The organism is Thioalkalivibrio sp. AKL9, from assembly GCF_000377825.1.
GTDB lineage: Bacteria > Pseudomonadota > Gammaproteobacteria > Ectothiorhodospirales > Ectothiorhodospiraceae > Thioalkalivibrio > Thioalkalivibrio versutus.
On sequence record NZ_KB905105.1, the window covers coordinates 1 to 17804 of the forward strand.

The following is a 17804-nucleotide window of genomic DNA, read 5'->3' on the forward strand; positions in this document are numbered from 1 at the left end:
CCGGACCCGCCGCAGCGTCGTCTCGTGCACCTGCCGGGTCCGATGACCGCAGCGTTCGCAGTGCATCCACTGCCGCGTCGGCTTCAGGTGCAACTCCAGCGTGCCGCCGGCCTCCTCCGGCCAAACCGCACGCTCCAGCCGATAGCCTTCCCAGCCGCCCAGCTTCTGCAACGTCTTCTTGTCCAGCATCGCTCCCTCCCGTGTCCTTCCTGGCTCCACGCGAGACTACGATGCCCTTCAGCGGTCGAACACCTCCCCGGTATCCTTCGATGAACCAAAAGAAAAGGGCCCCGGAAGGGGCCCTACTTCACGACCTTCAGTGCCGGCCCCTTGCGCTTCGGGGTCGGCGAATCCTCCCCGCCCCCGTCATCACCAGAGCCGTCCGGAGGCGTGCCCGGACCGTCGTCGTCGGGGCCGGGCCCCGGCTCGCTGCCGAACATCATCCCCTGACCGTTCTCGCGCGCGTAGACCGCGAGCACCGCTTGCATCGGCACAAAGACATCCATCGGGCTGCCCGCGAACCGGGCCGAGAAGGCCACCGCCTCGTCACCGATGTTCAGGGCCTGCACTGCGGTCGGACCGACATTGAGCGTGATCTTGCCCTGGTCGACGAACGCCTCCGGAACGATCACCCCTTCGACTGTGGCGTCGACCAGGAGATGCGGCGTGAAGCCGTTATCCGTAACCCACTCCCACAGAGCCCGGAGCAGATAGGGGCGCGACGAAGTCACAGGCGAAGCTCGCGCTCGGCCTCGGTCAGACTCACCTGGAACGATTCACGCTTGCAGACGCGATCGGCATATTCCTGAATCGCCTGCGGCAACGCCGTCAGATCGATGCCCACGGCGGGAAGCCGCCACATCACCGGGGCGATGGCACAGTCCACGATCGAGAACTCGTCGCTCAGGAAATACGGCTTGAGCTCGAAGATCTCGGCCGAGCTGACCAGGCTTTCGCGCAGGATCTTGCGCGCCTTGGTCAAGCCAGAGCCGGAGGCCTGGTTGACGGCATCGAGACCCTCGTACCAGTCACGCTCCACGCGATAAAGCGCCAGCCGCGCCGCCGCCCGCGAGACCGGATCCACCGGCATCAGCGGCGGATGCGGAAAGCGTTCATCCAGGTACTCGGTGATGACGTGCGTGCCGTACAGGGCCAGGTCGCGATCCACCAGGGTCGGGACCTCGTTGTACGGGTTCAGGTCGGAGAGATCCTCGGGCAGTTCATCGGGCCCGAGATTGACGACATCCACGGCGATGTCCTTCTCCGCAAGGATGATGCGCACCCGGTGGCAACGCACGCAGTCGTGAGCAGAAAACAGGGTCATAACGGAACGACGGTTGGCGACCAGCGCCATGGCTTTCTCCCTAGGGAAACACTGATTGATGTACACGCTCGCGCTCGAGTCGCTTTTGCGTGCGAACAAGGCGCGGTGACTGCCGTGCAGTCATTCTGCACAAAGGAGCCGCAACGCCGTTCCCGCGCAAAAGCGGCCGAGCCCCTGCTTTCAATCGTTTGTGGGGTTGGTACCCCAGGTTCCCCGATCCTGCGTTGCGGCCCTTGCCGGTAGAACCACTACCGGCTGCGCACCGCTCCTTGTCTCGGAAAACCTGGGGTGCCAACGCGAGTGTGTACATTAATCAGCGTTTCCCTGGCCCGGCCGAACGGTTTCCGGTGCCGGGCAGACGGTCAATAACACCGGCGCGCGATCATCCCTGATCGGCGCGCCGGTTACGGTTCATGCCGCCTAGTGTACGTCTTTCCAGTACTCCTTTTTCAAGAAGTAGGCGAGAATCGTGAAGATTCCGAGGAAAATCAGTACGTACAGGCCAATTCGCTGACGATCCAGCTGCATCGGCTCGCCCATGTACGAGAGATAGGTCACGATGTCGCGCACGGCACGATCGTACTCGCTGGGCGTCATCTGGCCGGAGCGCACCAGTTCGAGACGCTCGTTACCATCCTCGTCGACGACCTTTTCCTGCCAGCCCTGCAGTTCCCACAGCACGTGGGGCATGCCGACGTTGGAGAACACGTCGTTGTTCGCGCCCAGCGGGCGCGACTCGTCGATGTAGAAGCTCTTCAGGAAGGTATAGACCCAGTCCTCGCCATTGATGCGCGTGGTCATGGTCAGGTCCGGCGGGACCACACCAAAGGCCTCTTCGCCATAGTCTTCGCTCATGGCGTTGGTCATCAGCGAACCAACGCCAACGGGATCACCGGCCTCGTCGGTGATGAAGATAAAGTTCTCCTCCACCTGCTGCTCGGTCAGGCCGATATCGCGACCCACGCGGTTGTAGCGCATGTACTCGGTCGAGTGACAGGCCATGCAGTAGTTCATGAACAGGTTGGCACCGCGCTGCAACGAGGCCTCGTTGGTCACGTCGATGTTGGCCTTTTCCAGGTCACCGTCGTACCCGGCCGCCGAGGCGGCCGGGACGGTGAACAAAGCCGCAGCGGCCAGGAATGTAGTTGCAATCAGCGTTTTCATTACGAAGTCACCCTTTCCGGAACGGCACGGTCACGGCCCAGGCCACGTGCGAAGGCAGGGACCACCATGGTCACGAACAGATACACGGTCGGAATCAGCCAGGACCACATCAGCAGGCCCGCGCTATCGGGGTCGAAGCGCAGGATGTCGTAGAAGGAGTAGATACCCACCACCACGGCAAACGCGATCAGGCTAAAGACCATGGACCGTTCCTTGCTGAGGAACCACAGCACGAAGAAGAACGCGAAGTAGACCGTGGAGAAGCGCAGGCTCATCTCGCTGACCTCGCTGGTGGCCTGCTGCAGGCCCAGCCATCCGAGGATCACGAAGGCCACCACGAACACCGCCAGGTTGAACTTGGCCGCGAACGAGCGATAGCGCATCGACAGGACCGGGTTGCGATCCAGCCAGGGGATGAAGAACAGCATCACCACCGCGGCGCCCATCGCCATCACACCCAGGAATGGATCCGGCACCGAACGCAGGACCGAGTACATCGAGGTGAAGTACCAGACCGGCGGAATCAGGTCCGGGGTCACCAGCGGATCGGCCGGGATCATGTTGTCGGCCTTCAGGAACAGGCCACCACCGGTCGGGAAGAAGAACATGATCACGGCGAAGACCATCAGGAACACGCCGACGCCCACCAGATCCTTCACGGAATAGTAGGGGTGGAACCGGATGCCATCCTTCGGGATGCCATTCTCGTCCTTGTGGTCCTTGATGTTGATGCCGTCCGGGTTGTTGGAACCCACTTCGTGCAGCGCGATGATGTGCGCGGCCACCAGCATGATCAGGACCAGCGGCAGGGCAATCACGTGCAGTGCGAAGAAGCGGTTCAGCGTGGCGTCGGACAGCAGGAAGTCACCGCGAATCCAGGTCACCAGGTCCGGCCCGATGTACGGGATGGTCTGGAACAGGTTCACGATGACCTGCGCGCCCCAGTAGGACATCTGACCCCAGGGCAGCAGGTAGCCGGCGAAGGCCTCGGCCATCAGTACCAGGTAGATCAGCACACCGAAGATCCAGATCAGCTCGCGCGGCTTCTTGTAGGAGCCGTAGAGCAATGCCCGGAACATGTGCAGATAGACGACCACGAAGAACATCGAGGCGCCAGTGGAGTGCATATAGCGGATCAGCCAGCCCCACTCCACGTCGCGCATGATGTACTCGACCGACGCAAACGCGAGTTCGGCGTCGGGCTTGTAGAACATGGTCAGGAAGATGCCGGAGACCACCTGGATGACGAGCACCAGCAGGGCCAGGGAACCAAAGAAGTACCAGAAGTTGAAGTTCTTCGGTGCGTAGTACTGCGCCAGATGCTCGTTCCACATCTGGGAGAGCGGGAAGCGGGCGTCCACCCAGCCCAGCACACCGCCCTGGATCTTGGTATCAGGATTGCTGGCCATCAGATCGCCTCCCCGTCTTCATCTTCACCAATGACTAGCAAGGTATCGTTCCGATACATGTGCCGCGGGATCACCAGATTGGTCGCCGCGGGCATGTTGCGGTACACGCGACCGGCCAGGTCGAAGCGCGAACCGTGGCAACCGCACAGCCAGCCGCCCTGCCAGTCGGAACCCATCTCGGGATCGCCGATCTCCGGGCGGTAGCTCGGCGAGCAGCCCAGATGGGTGCAGATACCGATGACGACCAGGATCTCCGGCTTGCGCGAGCGGTACTCGTTCTGCGCATATTCCGGCTGCTGGCTTTCCACTTCGGAGTCGGGATCGCGCAGGCGATCGGCCACCTCGGCCAAACCGGCAACCATCTCGTCGGTGCGCCGCACCACCCAGATCGGCTGGCCGCGCCACTCGACGCTGACACGCTGACCCGGCTCGACAGCGGCCACGTCGAACTCGACAGGGGCCCCGGCTGCCTGAGCGCGCGCGCTGGGCTGCAAGGACGCCAGGAACGGGGCCGCGACTGCGGCGACCCCGGCTCCGCCTACGACGGATGTCGCGGCGACGAGGAACCGGCGACGGCCTCGGTTTACGCCTTGGTTTGCCATGTTTGTCTCTCCAAACAACGTGTTGAAATCGTGTTCCCGCGGCCGCAAAGGAGGGCGCGGCTGGCACGCGAAGGGGCTTGCCGCACGCGCGAATACCCATCTGGGCGGGCTGTAAAATGCGATAGAATTCCCGAACACGCTAATAAGGTCAAGTAGATTGCCGCCTTAAGACCGAGCATTGCACTCGGTCTCACGCCCCCGAAAACCTTATAAGCAGTTGATTATAAATTTGCTTGTTCCGGGCGCTGCCAACGCCCCGAAACCGCACATTCTGCACCACAATCTCGCAGCGCGCGGCCCGTGGGGGCGACATCGCTCAGGCGGGATTGTCGATCTCGATGAACTCGTGTTCGAGGCCGAAACGCTCCCCGCACCACTGCCCCAGGGCCAGGGCCCCGTAACGTTCGGTCGCATGGTGCCCGGCGGCGAAGTAATGCACCCCAAGCTCGCGCGCCTCGTGGGTGGTCTGTTCGGAGATCTCGCCACTGACATAGGCATCCACCCCCAGGGCCGCCGCCTCGGTCAGTAGCGACTGCGCCCCGCCGGTACACCAGGCGATGCGCCGGATCGGGTGATCGCCGGCCTCCACGCAAAGGGCCTCGCGTCCCAGCACGTTGCTGATGTGCGCCTGCATGTCCGGCGCCGACAACGGGCGGGCGGGGGTTCCGATCTGGCCGACACCGTCCTCGCGCAGTACGCCGTCGATCGCGAACCCCAGGCGTCCCGCCAGCTGGGTATTGTTGCCGAGTGCCGGGTGGGCATCCAGCGGCAGATGGTAGGCCACCAGATTGATGTCGTGCGCAAGCAACTGCCGCAAGCGCTCCCGCTTCATGCCGGTCACCTCCTGCGGCTCGCCCTTCCAGAAGTAGCCATGGTGCACCAGGATCAGGTCGGCCCCGGTCTCCACGGCCGCCTCCACCAGCGCCAGCGAGGCGGTCACCCCGCTGACGATCCGGCGGATCTCGCGCCGCCCCTCCACCTGCAGCCCGTTTGGACAGTAGTCGCGGAAGCGCTCCGGTTCGAGTTCCGCATTGAGTGCCTGCATCAGTTCGTCGCGATCGACCACGGCGGGATCCCCTGTTGAGCGATGATTCGGTATATTCGGCATATGGTGAATTTCTCCCGCTTCCTGCTGCAAGCTGCGCTGACCGGTATCGCCCTGGCGGTGGTGATCGCAGTGTTCTTCCCCGAGATCCTCGGCCGCGGCGACCCAGGTGCCGAGCTGCGGGTCGCCGAGCCGGTGGCTGCGCCTGCCGCAACCGGCGCGCCGGCCAGCTATGCCGACGGCGTACGCCGCGCCGCACCCGCGGTGGTCAACATCATGACCTCGCGCACCATCGACCGCCCGTCCGGCTTCGGCCTGCACGAGTTCTTTGGCCAGCAACTGCCACCGGGCGAACAGGAACAGTCCAGCCTCGGCTCCGGGGTCATCATGACCGATCAGGGGCACGTGCTCACCAATCACCACGTGATCGAGGAGGCCGATGCCATCGCCATCGTGCTGCCCGGCGGCGAGGCCCATCCCGCCGAGATCATCGGCATCGACGCGGACACCGACCTCGCCGTGCTGCGCGTGCGGGTGCCGGATCTGGCCGTGGCCACGGTGGGTCACTCCAGCGACCTGCAGGTGGGTGACGTGGTCCTGGCCATTGGCAATCCGTTCGGGGTCGGCCAGACCGTGACCCAGGGCATTGTCTCCGCCACCGGACGCAACCAGCTCGGCATTAACACCTTCGAGGACTTCATTCAGACCGACGCGGCCATCAACCCGGGCAATTCAGGCGGCGCGCTGATCAATGCCCGCGGCGAGGTCATCGGCATTAACACGGCGATCTTCTCGCGCTCCGGCGGCTCCCACGGCATCGGTTTCGCGATCCCCGTGGACCTGGCGCGCAGCGTGATGACCGACATCATCGAGCAGGGCTTTGTCGCCCGCGGCTGGCTGGGGATCGAGGTCCAGGCGATGAACCGCGAACTGGCCGAGTCCTTCGGCCTGGACACCCCGCGTGGCGTGCTGGTAGCGGGCATCCTGCGCGAGGGGCCCGCGGAAGAGGCCGGCATCCGGCCGGGTGACATCATCACCCACCTCGACGACAGCAGCGTGAACACCCCGCGTGAGGCCCTCAACGTGATCGCCCGCACCGCGCCGGGCGAAACCCTGGACATCCGCATCCAGCGTGAGGGCGAGGACGTCGAACTCTCGGCGACTGTCGTCCAGCGCCCAATCTAACGAGACACCCACCCGGGGTCTTTCTCAGCCGTTGGCCGGCGAGCTGACCGTGGTCAGTACCGCGGTCAGCAGCAGGATCAACGCTACCAGGGCACCCTCCAGCGCAATGCTGCGCCGCAGATGCCGCGGTGCCCCCGCTTCGCCGCGCTCGAAGGCCGGCACCAGCCGCCACTTGTTCGCGGCCGCCAGCAGCAGGAGCAGTGCGACGATCAGCACCTTGCCGATCAGGAACTGGCCATAGCCGGTGGTCAGCAACGGCGTGATGCCACCCAGCAACCACCAGGCGAGAACTACCCCCGCCAACACCAGCAATCCGACCCCAACCATCGCGACCTGCCCGAAACGGGCCAGGATGCGCGCGGCATCCGCACCCTCGGGAGGATGCCCGGCCAGCCGGTACAGTGGCGCCAGCGACGCAACCCAGAAGGCGGCTGCCAGCAGATGCACGATCAGCAAGCCGGCCAACAGAAGACGAGGCTCGCCCACGGTATGCCCCACCTGCACAAAGGCGAACATCACCAACAGCACCCCGGCCAGGCTCAGGCCATAGCCCACCCCTGGCAGACGCCGGGCATCCAGCAGGATCGCCTGGACCAGTAGCAGGCCCGTCACCGCGAGGATCAAGCGGGTGCCCTGCGCGCCCTCGAACACGATCCCCAGCAGCATGGGGTCCATCGCGGAGGCGATAGTGCCGCCCCCGAGATACCCGGCCTGCAACAGCCACTGCAGCATGGCCAGGGCGATCGCCGCCCAGGCCGCGATTGCCCCCGTCCGGGCGAGCACCCGGCGGTCCGGATCGGGCAGATCCGGAAACGCCAGGCGAAACAGCACCGCCCCGGTCGCCAGCAGGGCCCCGAGGTAGAACCCGGCCGTCACGAGGATCATCGCGACGGTCCAGGCCTCCACCCCGGCGAGTGCCGACATCCAGGCCATGGATCAGTCCTCTACCGTGAAGCGGAAACCGTCGGACATCATGTGCCCGTCACGTGCCAGACCGCGCCAGCGCACCTGATAGCTACCGGCCGGAAGCGGCTCCGCAGGCTCCACGAAGTAGCGCTCGGTCGGCTCGTTGCCCGGCCGATTCGCCATCCTCACACGGCCGTTGGGGCCGGTCACGTCGAACTGAGTAATGCGCATCGCGCCATCGAACTCGATGCCGATCGCCTCCGGCGAGCCCTGCACGGTGGCGCCGTCCTCCGGCGTGCTGCCCAAATCGCCCTCATGGGCCAGCAGCGGCATGGCCAGGGCCAGCAGCAGGGCCGCCAGGGCGGCTCGGGTGGTGTTGTGGATCGTGCTCTTGGTCTGCATGTCGTGTCCTCTTGTCGTTTTGTCGTTTTGTCGTTTTGCTGTGTGGCAAACGTTGTTTGAAACAGGTGTGGGTAACACGGAGGGTCCGAATGGACCCTCCGGCCGGTTCCATACCGGAGACTAGTGGTCGTGACCTCCATGCCCCCCGTGACCACCATGGCCGTTCGCGTCGCGGCTGGGGGTCGGCAGCGCATCCGAGCCCTCGCCGGCCAGCTTGCCGCGGCGAACCGGATTGCCGAAGTCCGGGTCATCGCTGACCATCCAGGCGACCTCGCCCTCCGGATGCCAGTACCAGCCCGGGTCACGGAAGTCGCCCGGCTCCAGGTCGTCACGGACCTTGATCAGGGTGAACATCCCGCCCATGCCGATGCTGCCGAAGGGCCCCTGTCCCATGGCCATCGCCAGGGTGTTCTCCGGGCCGGTCATGTGACCGCTGTCGGTATGCTCCTGGTGATCGGCCATGCCGTGCTCGCCCATCGCCATGTAACCAGGGAGGATCGAGCGGATCTCCTCCTCGATACCGGACTGATCCACGCCTAGCGGGTTGGCAATGCCGTGGCCCATCGGGTTCATGGTGTGATGCGACATGTGGCAGTGGAACGCCCAGTCGCCCGGCGGTGCGACGAACTCGATATCGCGGGTCTGGCCGACCGCCACGATCTCGGTGGTCTCCTTGCGCCACTGGTTGCGTGGCCAGCGCCCGCCATCGGAGCCGGTCACCTCGAACGACACCCCGTGCACGTGCATCGGGTGGTTCCACATCGACAGGTTGCCCATGCGGATACGCACCCGCTCGCCGGTCTTCGCCACCAGCGAGTCGATGGCCGGGAACACCTTGGAGTTCATCGACCACAGGTCGAAGTCCACCATGATCGACGGATCCGGCGTGCGCGTACCGGGATGCAGGCCCCAGTTGTGCAACAGGATCGCGTAGTCGCGGTCCACCGGCTCGATCTCGCCATCCTTCGGGTGGATGATGAACATCCCCATCATCCCCATCGCCATCTGCACCATCTCGTCGGCATGCGGGTGGTACATGTGCGTGCCGTGCTGGTTCAACTCGAACTCGTAGACGAAGGTCTCGCCCGGGTGGATCGGCGGCTGGGTCACGCCCTTCACCCCGTCCATGCCCGAGGGCAGGTGGATGCCGTGCCAGTGCACCGAGGTGTACTCGGGCAGCCGGTTGGTCACGTAGATGCGGACACGATCGCCCTCCACCGCCTCGATGGTCGGCCCGGGGGTGGTGCCGTTGTAGCCCCAGCACTTGGCCACCGAACCGGGCGCGAACTCGTGCTCGATCTCCTCGGCCACCAGGTGAAACTCCTTCACCCCGTCGTTCATCGTGTAGGGCAGGGTCCAGCCATTAGGCGTGTGCACCGGCATGTAGCCCTGCTCGGTGCGTTCGCCCGGCGTGTGATCGCCCTCGTTGTGGTGCTCATGACCCGTTTCGGCCATCACCCGGGTCAGGGTGGTCGCCGGCAGCAGGGCGCTGGCGGCAATCAGAAAGTTACGTCGCTTCATCAGTGATGCCCTCCATGCCCGTGGTTGGAATGATCGCGATGGTCCTGATCCTGCTGACCGTGGTCATCGTGATCCATGCCCTCGTGGCCCTCGTGGCCTTCGTGGCCTTCGTGGCCCTCGTGGCCCTCGTGGCCTTCGTGGCCTTCGTGGCCCTCGTGGCCTTCGTGGCCTTCGTGGCCTTCGTGACCTTCATGACCTTCATGGCCTTCGTGGCCTTGGCCATGATCCATATCGTCATGGGCCCCGTGATCCCCGTGGTCCATACCGGAATGCCCTTCATCGCCGTCGCCATGATCCATGCCTCCATGGCCTCCGTGATCCATGGCACCGTGATCGCCATGCCCCATGGACCCGTGGTCCATGGCCGTCGGCTCGTGCTCCAGCTGGGCGGTCGCGAAGGTTCCGGCGCTACCCGGCTCGCCGCCCGGCAACTCGCCGGCCACGGCATGCGCCAGCGCGGCGCGGGCCTGCCAGTAGTCACCCAGGGCCGCGACAGTCTTCTGCCAGGCGGCCAGCTCTTCCTGCTTGATCGCGAGCAGGTCGAACACGTCGTCGAACATGAAGTTCACGCGTTCCTGGAGCCGCTCGGTCGCCAACTCGCGAGCCGGCAGCAGGTCGTCCTGCAGCACGCCGAAACGGTTGCGGTGGTGGGCCAGGCGCTCGAAGTGCTGGTGCACATCATTGGTGACCGCCTGCACCAGCGACTCGCGTCGCGCGTCGCCATCCGCCAGCCGCGCCTCGGCACGGCCAATACCGGCCTGATTCTGGTTGAAGATCGGCAGCGTGAACGAGATGCCCCCGCCCCACAGACGGGTCCCGTCACCCTCGCGCTCAAACTCCAACCCCGGCTCGATATCCCCCATCCAGCGATACCGTCGCACCAGGGCCACCCCTTCGGTCAGCCCTTCCAGGGCATGATCCAGCGCACGCAGATCTAGGCGTTGCTCCAGCGCCTGATCCACCAGGGCCTGGCGCTCCTCGACCTCTGCCAGCGGCAGCGGCAGCTCTTTCGGAAGCTCCCAGTCATCGACCTCGCCCGGCAATCCCATCAGATGCGCCAGACGCAAACGCGACTCGCGTTCGCGCTGCCGGGCGTCCTCGAGCTTCAGGCGCGCCTCGGCCGCGCGGATACGCAGCTGTGCGCGTTGCAGGTCCGGCATATTGCCGGCGTCATAGAAGCGCTCGCCCAGACGCGCGCCCAGATCGGCCGCGCGGGTCTCCAGCCGCTGGACCTCGGTGCGTTGGCGCGCGGCCACGGCGTCATACCAGGCACGTTCGGTGTCGCTGGCCAGCGCGACGATCCCCTCGGCCAGTTGCAACCGGGTGGACTCCCAGTGCGACTGCGCCATCTCCTGGCGCGAGCCGCGCATCAGCAGCCCGGAGATCCCCCAGGCCAGGCCAACGCCGTACTCGTTGCCACCGCCACCCTCGGGGCGCATGACCGACAGCGACAGCGATGGATTGGAAAACTGGGAGGCCTCGACCACGTCGGCCGCAGTCAGATCCAGCTTGGCATAAGCCTGCTGCATGCGCGGGTTGCGCCAGATGGCCTGGTGAATGGCCTCGTCGAGCGTCAGCTCGCCGGAGGGTCGGGGCATCTCCGACTCGGGCAGGTCGATCCCCTGCACCGAGAGGTCCTCCATCAGATCGGACCGGTCCAGCTCGGGCGCGGTAACCGCACAACCGGCGAGAAACAGTACCGACACCACGGGGAGCAGCAATCGGGTTGCTCGCATCGTGAAAATCTCCTTGATTCCGTACTCGATTCCGAACCGCGCGCAAGCGCACGACACGGCCATACTGCCCGCTGCCGGGGGGCACCCAGGCAGCACACGGGCAGGAACCGGCCAAACGGCCGGCATTACGGGATCAGGAGAGGATTGGAGGGCGGTGCAACGCGGCCGTGGAAGGACCACTCTGGAAGGAATGCAGGCTTGCGCCCGGCGCTTCAGTCGCCACGACACTCATGCCGGTAATGGACGGCATGCCCTGACAGTGGCTACAGGCGGCACAGGCAGCCAGACAAGCCGCATCCACGCAATCGGCATGTGCAAGCAGCTCGCTGGCCTGGGAATGTCCCGACGAAGGCGCATGGTCCGAACCATGATGCGGCGACGCGGCGTGGCCCGCCCGGTCACCATGCGCATGGTGAACATGGGCAGCGTCGTGCCCGTGATCGTGGGCCCCGTGCTCGGCGTCGCCCTTGGACTGGGCACTATGCATCGTGTGCCCGGCGTGACCGTCTTCCATACCCACGGCCGCGGCCAGCGCCGGCAGGCCGGCAATCGCCAGCACCAGCATCCAGCACAGCAGTCGGTAGAAGACTCGCTTCACGTCGGTCCGAACCTCGTCTCGAGGGGCGTCGCGCCCCCTATAACCTGACATCAACCTACCACAACCCACAGCCCCCGTAGGTAGCGTGCTTGCACGCGAAGCCCCAGCCAAAGCCGGACGCGGGCAGGGGCTTCGCGTGCAAGCACGCTCCTGCATTCACCCCCAACGCGATCGGCTACGGGGCCAGCGCGCGTTCGATCACGTCGCGCAGGTCGCGCGAGAGTTCGAGTGCGGCCAGACGCTCGAGTTCCGCTCGCATCAATTCACTGCGCACGGTGTCGACCTTGCGCCAGCGGGTCAGCGGCTGGGCCAGGCGTGCGGCGGTCTGCGGGTTCATCGCGTCCAGCTTCTCGACGAAGCCGCCCATGCGGCGGTAGCCCTCGCCGTCGTCCTGGTGGAAGTGGCGTTCGTTGCGCGCCATGAACGGCCCCAGCACCGCGCGCACGCGGTTCGGGTTGGTCCAGCGAAAGCCGGGGTGCTCAAGCAGCGCGTCCAGGCGCTCGAAACCGCCGGCGACCTGGCTGCCCGCCTGCAGCCCGAAGTACTTGTCCAGCACCAGCGGGTCGTCGCGGTAGCGCTTTTCGAAGTCCGCCAGCAGCACCTGGCGCGCCTCGTGGTCCAGCTCGTTGACCGCGTTCAGTGCGCCCATGCGCATGGTCTGGCTGCGGGCCTTCTGGTACTGCGCCAGGGCCTCCGGCACCGCGGCCTGGTCGCGCGCGGCGACGCGCAGCGCCAGCAGCCGGTTGCGCAGCTGGCGCCGGCCCATGGCCTCGGCGGTGAACGCACCGTTGTCGACGTCATCCAGCTTCGGCTGGATCTGCTGCATCGCCTCGGTCAGCGGCATGTACAGGCGCTTCTCCAGGTCGTCGCGCTCGTTGCGCAGGCGCACCGGATCCACGCGCTCGAACAGCTCGGCCAGCTCGCGGGTCGGCGGCAGCTGCAGGATGGTCGCCAGCAGCACCGGCTCGATCGCCTCGTCGCGCAACAGCGCTGCCAGGGCATGCTCGATCGCCGCCTCCAGCGCGGTATCGGCCGCATCGTGCTCGATGCGTGACCGGATCGCGCGGCGGAACAGCGTCTGCGCCGCCTCCCAGCGGGCGAAGGCGTCGTCGTCATAGGCCAGCAGGTGGGCCAGCTCGTCCACGCCCTGGTTGGCGTTCAGGATCACCGGGGCGGAGAAGCCGCGCAGCCAGGAGATCGCGGCTGGCGAGTCGGACAACTCTTCGAAACGGAAGGTCTGCTCGCCCTCGCTGAGCTCCAGCACCCACTCGTCCTGCACCTCGCCACCCTTCTGGTGGGCCGTGATGCGCCGTCCTTCGGCATCCAGAAAGGCCACCCGCATCGGGATCACCACAGGCTCCTTGTGCTCCTGCCCAGGAGTTGGCGGCGTCTCCTGCGTGAGCGTGATGCGCGCCTGGCCACCGGGGCCGTCAAACGACGTCGCGGCCGTGACCCGCGGGGTGCCGGCCTGGGTGTACCAGCGCTTGAATGGCGTCAGGTTGCGCCCACTGACCTCGGCCATCACCGCCACGAAGTCGTCAGTGGTCACCGCCTGACCGTCGAAGCGCTCGAAATAGACATCCAGCCCACGGCGGAAGGTCTCGCGCCCGATCAGGGTGCGCAGCATGCGAATCAGTTCCGCGCCCTTTTCGTACACCGTCAGGGTGTAGAAGTTGTTGATCTCGGCGTAGTGGTCCGGACGCACCGGGTGCGCCAGCGGGCCGGCGTCCTCCGGGAACTGGAAGGCGCGCAGCATGGCCACGTCGTCGATGCGCTTCACGCCAAACAGGGTGCAGTCGGTGGTGAACTCCTGGTCACGAAAGACCGTGAGCCCCTCCTTCAGCGACAGCTGGAACCAGTCGCGGCAGGTCACGCGGTTGCCCGACCAGTTGTGGAAGTACTCGTGGGCGATCACCGACTCGATGGCGACGAAGTCGTCGTCGGTGGCGGTGTCGGGGCTGGCCAGCACGTACTTGGCGTTGAACAGGTTCAACCCCTTGTTCTCCATCGCCCCCATGTTGAAGTCGTCCACCGCGACGATCATGTACACATCCAGATCGTATTCGCGGCCGAAGGCCTCCTCATCAAAGCGCATCGCGCGCTTCAGCGAGGCCAGCGCGTGATCGCAGCGATCGGCGTTGTGTGCCTCCACGTACAGCTCGAGCTGAACCTCGCGCCCGGACATCGTGGTGAAGGTGTCGCGCTGGCAGGCCAGATCCCCCGCGACCAGCGCGAACAGGTACGACGGCTTGAGGAACGGGTCCTCCCACACGGCGTAATGCCGGCCACCGTCCAGTTCGCCGGCCTCGACGCGGTTGCCGTTGGCCAGCAGCACCGGGTACTGCGCCCGATCCGCCTCCAGGCGCACGCGGTAGGTGGTCAGCACATCCGGGCGATCGGGGAAAAACGTGATGCGGCGAAAGCCCTCCGGCTCGCACTGGGTGCAGAGGTTGCCGCTGGAGGCGTACAAGCCCTCCAGCGCGGTGTTCTGATCCGGGTGGCAGCGGCTGACAATCTCCAGCCGCGCGGCCTCCGGCAGGCTATGGAGCAGCAAGCCCTCGGCGTCCTGTTCCAGCAAACCCTCGGCCGGCTTGGCGCCGTCCACCGTGAACGAGACCAGTTCCACGCCATCGCCATACATGCGCAGCGGCGCATCCGGCTCCACCGCCTCCGGGTTGCGCCGCACCGCCATGCGCGTCGTCACCTCGGTGGCTGCTGCCGCCAGATCAAAGTCCAGCTCCAGGCTCTCCACCACAAACGCCGGCGGCTGATAGTCGTTCAGATAAACCGCCAGGGGGCTCGCATCACGCATTCCAAACTCCAAATCAAAAGCACTGCACAAGGTTTAACACGCCGGCGCGGCCTCAGCCCCAAACCCGGACCACCACCCCGTCATTGCGAGGCGCCGAAGGCGCCGCGGCAATCTCCCAAAACTGGCAGAGCGATCGGCCCGCCCTTCGGGCCGGCCTGCGGCCGTTCAACGCGCTTCGAGCTTTTTTGCCACGGCACCGACGGCATCTCGCAATGACAGGCCCGGGAACTGGCACCACGCGTCCAATCCGTTAGCATACCGCGCATGGAATGGATCGATATCTGCTTTAACCTCACCCACGAATCCTTCAACAAGGAACGCGACGAGGTCCTCGAACGCGCCCGCGAGGCCGGTGTCTCCTGGATGCTGATCACCGGCGCCGACGCCCACCAGAGCGAAAAGTGCCTGGAGATCGCCGACCGCTACCCGGACTGCTGCCGCGCCACCCTGGGCGTGCATCCACATCTCGCCAAACAGTGGACCGACGCGATCGCCGCCCGGTTCAGTGACCTCGCCCGCGCGGACGCCAACGTGGTCGCCATGGGCGAGATGGGTCTGGACTACAACCGTGACCACTCGCCGCGGCCGCAGCAGCGCAGCGCCTTCGAGGCCCAGCTGGAACTGGCCGCCGATCTCGGCCTGCCGGTGTTCCTGCACGAACGCGACGCCCACCACGACTTCGCCCAGATCCTGCGCCGCTGGCGCGACAAGCTACCGGCGGCCGTGGTGCACTGCTTCACCGGCGAGGCCGACGCCCTGGCCGAATACCTCGACCTCGACTGCCACATCGGCATCACCGGCTGGGTCTGCGACGAACGCCGCGGCCACCACCTGCACCCGCTGGTCCCGCGCATCCCGCGCGGCCGCCTGATGATCGAGACCGACGCCCCGTACCTGCTGCCGCGCAGCCTGCCCAAGGGCACCGGCAAGAAGATCGGCAACGGCCGCCGCAACGAACCCGCCTTCCTCCCCCACATCGGCGAATACGTGGCCAAACTGCGCGACGAAACCACCGAAGAACTCGCCGCCCACACCACCGCGACCGCCCGAGCCTTCTACAACCTTCCGCCGGCATCAGGCGAGTAATACGGTGAGAGCATCCACCCGGCCAGCTGGTGACAGGAAACACAGCCAGGAACAAGCTATAAAACAGCAACCCCTCAAGGAAGAGGATCCGACATGACCCGGGAAGACGAAACCCCGATCGTCATTTACGAAGATGATGCCGACCACATCGTGGAAGTCCGACTGGACACCGGACGCGATACCGTTTGGTTGACGCAGCGGCAGATGGCCGAGCTCTTTGACACCTCAACCGACAACGTCGGTCTGCATCTCAAGAACATCTACAAAGACGACGAACTCGATGAACCGTCAACTACCGAGGATTCCTCGGTACTTCGACAGGAAGGCGCTCGCCAGGTCTCACGACGCATCAAGCACTACAACCTCGACGCCATCATCTCGGTTGGCTACCGGGTCAACTCCCGCCGTGCTGTGCACTTCCGCCAATGGGCCACCCGCGTGCTGCGCGAACACCTGACCCGGGGCTGGACCCTCAACCGCCAGCGCTTCGAGACCAACGCCCGGGAGCTGGAAGCCGCACTGGAGCTGGTGCGCCGTACCGCCCGCAGCCCGGAACTGGGCGTCGAAGCCGGTCGTGGGCTGGTCGACATCGTCACCCGCTACGCCCAGACCTTCCTGCTGTTGCAGCGCTACGACGAGGGCCTGCTGACCGAGCCCAGGGCCGAGAGTGGGGGCACACTTCCAACACCCGACGAGGCGCGCAGCGCCCTCGCCACGCTAAAGAAAGACCTGGTCGCAAAGAAACAGGCAACCGAACTCTTCGCCCAGGAGCGCGGCGACGGCTTCGAGTCGCTACTGGGCAACCTGGACCAGTCCGTATTCGGCGAACCGGCCTACCCCACGGTCGAGTCCAAGGCGGCGCACCTGCTGTACTTCGTGATCAAGAACCACCCGTTCTCCGACGGCAACAAGCGCAGCGCCGCCTACCTGTTCGTCGACTTCCTGCATCGCAATCACCGTCTCATCAGCCCCGCCGGCGAGCCCGTGATCAACGATGTAGGCCTGGCCGCCCTGACCCTGCTGGTGGCGGAATCCGACCCCGACAACAAGGAAACGATGATCCGCCTGATCATGAACATGCTCGCGCACGAGACCGAAACCGCATGACTCATGTCGCCCCGCCTATCGCGCCAGCCGTGGGCAGCAAGGCTCACCCGTGACCTTGAATGTCTGAGCACACGCCCCGTCAAAGTCATTCTCGGGTCGCGCTGGTCACCGGCGCGGCGCGCGGCATCGGCCTCGGCATCGCCGAGCGCCTGGTGCAGGATGGCTGGAAGGTCGTGCTGGCCGATATCGATGGCCCCGAATGCAAACAGGCGGCCACGCGCCTGGGCCGCGCCGCCCGGGCCATGACCCTGGATGTCCGCAACGAGGATCAGGTACGCGCAGTGATCTGCCGCACGGATGAATGGCACAGCGGCCTCGATGCCCTCGTCAACAACGCCGGCATCAGCGACCCGCACTCCGGCCCCCTGGAAGAACTGGAGCTCGTCGACTGGCAGCGCTGGCTGGACACCAACCTGACCGGTGCCTTCCTGCTCGCCAAGCACGCCCTGTCCCTGCTGCGTCGCCGCCATGGGGCCATCGTGAACATCAGCTCCACCCGCGCCCTGCAGTCGGAACCGGATACCGAGGCCTACGCCGCCAGCAAGGGCGGCCTCGACGCCTTCACCCACGCCCTGGCCATCAGCGCCGGGCCGGACGTCCGCGTGAACGCCATCCGCCCCGGCTGGATCGACGCCCGCAGTCCCGACCATCAACAGGCCGAGCCCCTGTCCGCACAGGACCACGCCCAGCACCCGGCCGGGCGCGTCGGCCAGCCCGCCGACATCGCCGCCCTCACCGTCTTCCTGCTCGGGCCGGACGCCGGCTTCGTCACCGGCCAGATCTGGACCGCCGACGGCGGCATGACCCGCCGCATGATCTACACCGACTGACCGTTTTTTGGGCAGATACACAAACCCTAAGCCCGTAATCGACCTTCCACGCACGCCGTTTCTCCGGGATATTCGGC

At 65.7% G+C, this 17804-nt stretch carries 17 protein-coding genes and 1 pseudogene; 5 read left to right on the top strand and 13 right to left on the bottom strand.

The window, feature by feature from the left end; all coding sequences use genetic code 11:
* The 7 genes and pseudogenes from D573_RS0103910 to D573_RS0103940 all read right to left on the bottom strand — a co-directional run.
* A pseudogene (locus D573_RS0103910) lies at window positions 1-189 on the bottom strand (ISL3 family transposase); the annotation flags it as partial.
* A gap of 113 nt (window positions 190-302) precedes the next feature.
* Window positions 303-731 carry a ClpXP protease specificity-enhancing factor gene (locus D573_RS0103915; protein ID WP_018938174.1) on the bottom strand — a complete coding sequence of 143 codons (429 nt, stop codon included), beginning with the start codon at window positions 729-731 and terminating at the stop codon, window positions 303-305.
* Window positions 728-1354, bottom strand: coding sequence for a glutathione S-transferase N-terminal domain-containing protein (locus D573_RS0103920; RefSeq protein ID WP_018144481.1), 627 nt, complete (start codon window positions 1352-1354; stop codon window positions 728-730). The genes D573_RS0103915 and D573_RS0103920 overlap by 4 nt, the downstream gene beginning before the upstream one ends.
* 390 nt (window positions 1355-1744) lie before the next feature.
* A complete protein-coding gene (locus D573_RS0103925; RefSeq protein WP_018938175.1) occupies window positions 1745-2488 on the bottom strand; it encodes a cytochrome c1 in 744 nt (247 codons plus the stop codon).
* Window positions 2488-3897 (bottom strand): cytochrome b N-terminal domain-containing protein, encoded by a 1410-nt coding sequence (locus tag D573_RS0103930; protein WP_018938176.1) that lies wholly within the window; start codon window positions 3895-3897, stop codon window positions 2488-2490. Before D573_RS0103930 ends, D573_RS0103925 begins: the two co-directional genes overlap by 1 nt.
* Window positions 3897-4499, bottom strand: a complete 603-nt coding sequence (petA, locus tag D573_RS0103935; RefSeq protein ID WP_026287943.1) for a ubiquinol-cytochrome c reductase iron-sulfur subunit — start codon at window positions 4497-4499, stop codon at window positions 3897-3899. The genes D573_RS0103930 and petA overlap by 1 nt, the downstream gene beginning before the upstream one ends.
* Before the next feature lie 316 nt (window positions 4500-4815).
* Window positions 4816-5565, bottom strand: coding sequence for a Nif3-like dinuclear metal center hexameric protein (locus D573_RS0103940; RefSeq protein ID WP_018144485.1), 750 nt, complete (start codon window positions 5563-5565; stop codon window positions 4816-4818).
* Between the two features lie 42 nt (window positions 5566-5607).
* On the opposite strand from D573_RS0103940, the gene D573_RS0103945 reads away from it, so the two are divergent.
* Window positions 5608-6729, top strand: coding sequence for a S1C family serine protease (locus D573_RS0103945; protein ID WP_018938178.1), 1122 nt, complete (start codon window positions 5608-5610; stop codon window positions 6727-6729).
* A 24-nt stretch (window positions 6730-6753) separates the two neighbouring features.
* Here D573_RS0103945 and D573_RS0103950 read toward each other — a convergent pair whose 3' ends face one another.
* The 5 genes from D573_RS0103950 to D573_RS14655 form a co-directional block, all read right to left on the bottom strand.
* On the bottom strand, window positions 6754-7662 hold the full coding sequence (locus tag D573_RS0103950) for a CopD family protein (RefSeq protein WP_018938179.1): 909 nt from the start codon (window positions 7660-7662) through the stop codon (window positions 6754-6756).
* 3 nt (window positions 7663-7665) lie between these two features.
* Window positions 7666-8037, bottom strand: a complete 372-nt coding sequence (locus D573_RS0103955; RefSeq protein ID WP_018938180.1) for a copper resistance CopC family protein — start codon at window positions 8035-8037, stop codon at window positions 7666-7668.
* A 120-nt stretch (window positions 8038-8157) separates the two neighbouring features.
* On the bottom strand, window positions 8158-9558 hold the full coding sequence (locus tag D573_RS0103960) for a multicopper oxidase family protein (protein WP_018938181.1): 1401 nt from the start codon (window positions 9556-9558) through the stop codon (window positions 8158-8160).
* Window positions 9558-11279, bottom strand: coding sequence for a TolC family protein (locus D573_RS0103965; protein WP_018938182.1), 1722 nt, complete (start codon window positions 11277-11279; stop codon window positions 9558-9560). The genes D573_RS0103960 and D573_RS0103965 overlap by 1 nt, the downstream gene beginning before the upstream one ends.
* A gap of 148 nt (window positions 11280-11427) precedes the next feature.
* Entirely contained in the window at window positions 11428-11808 is a 381-nt protein-coding gene (locus D573_RS14655; protein ID WP_369772872.1) for a hypothetical protein, read from the bottom strand.
* Between D573_RS14655 and D573_RS14945 the strand changes: the two genes are divergently transcribed.
* The gene (locus D573_RS14945; RefSeq protein WP_338065499.1) at window positions 11698-11940 is read left to right on the top strand and encodes a hypothetical protein; all 243 of its coding nucleotides are present in this window, start codon (window positions 11698-11700) and stop codon (window positions 11938-11940) included. The genes D573_RS14655 and D573_RS14945 overlap by 111 nt on opposite strands.
* A 127-nt stretch (window positions 11941-12067) precedes the next feature.
* Here D573_RS14945 and pepN read toward each other — a convergent pair whose 3' ends face one another.
* Entirely contained in the window at window positions 12068-14704 is a 2637-nt protein-coding gene (gene pepN, locus D573_RS0103975; RefSeq protein WP_018938183.1) for an aminopeptidase N, read from the bottom strand.
* Between the two features lie 264 nt (window positions 14705-14968).
* On the opposite strand from pepN, the gene D573_RS0103980 reads away from it, so the two are divergent.
* From D573_RS0103980 to D573_RS0103990, 3 genes are all read left to right on the top strand, one after another.
* Window positions 14969-15790, top strand: coding sequence for a TatD family hydrolase (locus tag D573_RS0103980; RefSeq protein WP_018938184.1), 822 nt, complete (start codon window positions 14969-14971; stop codon window positions 15788-15790).
* A 93-nt stretch (window positions 15791-15883) separates the two neighbouring features.
* A complete protein-coding gene (gene rhuM, locus D573_RS0103985) occupies window positions 15884-16897 on the top strand; it encodes a RhuM family protein (RefSeq protein WP_018144494.1) in 1014 nt (337 codons plus the stop codon).
* A gap of 59 nt (window positions 16898-16956) precedes the next feature.
* Window positions 16957-17727: an SDR family oxidoreductase gene (locus D573_RS0103990; RefSeq protein ID WP_018938185.1), complete on the top strand. Its 771-nt coding sequence runs from the start codon at window positions 16957-16959 to the stop codon at window positions 17725-17727.
* Window positions 17728-17804: the final 77 nt, after the last annotated feature.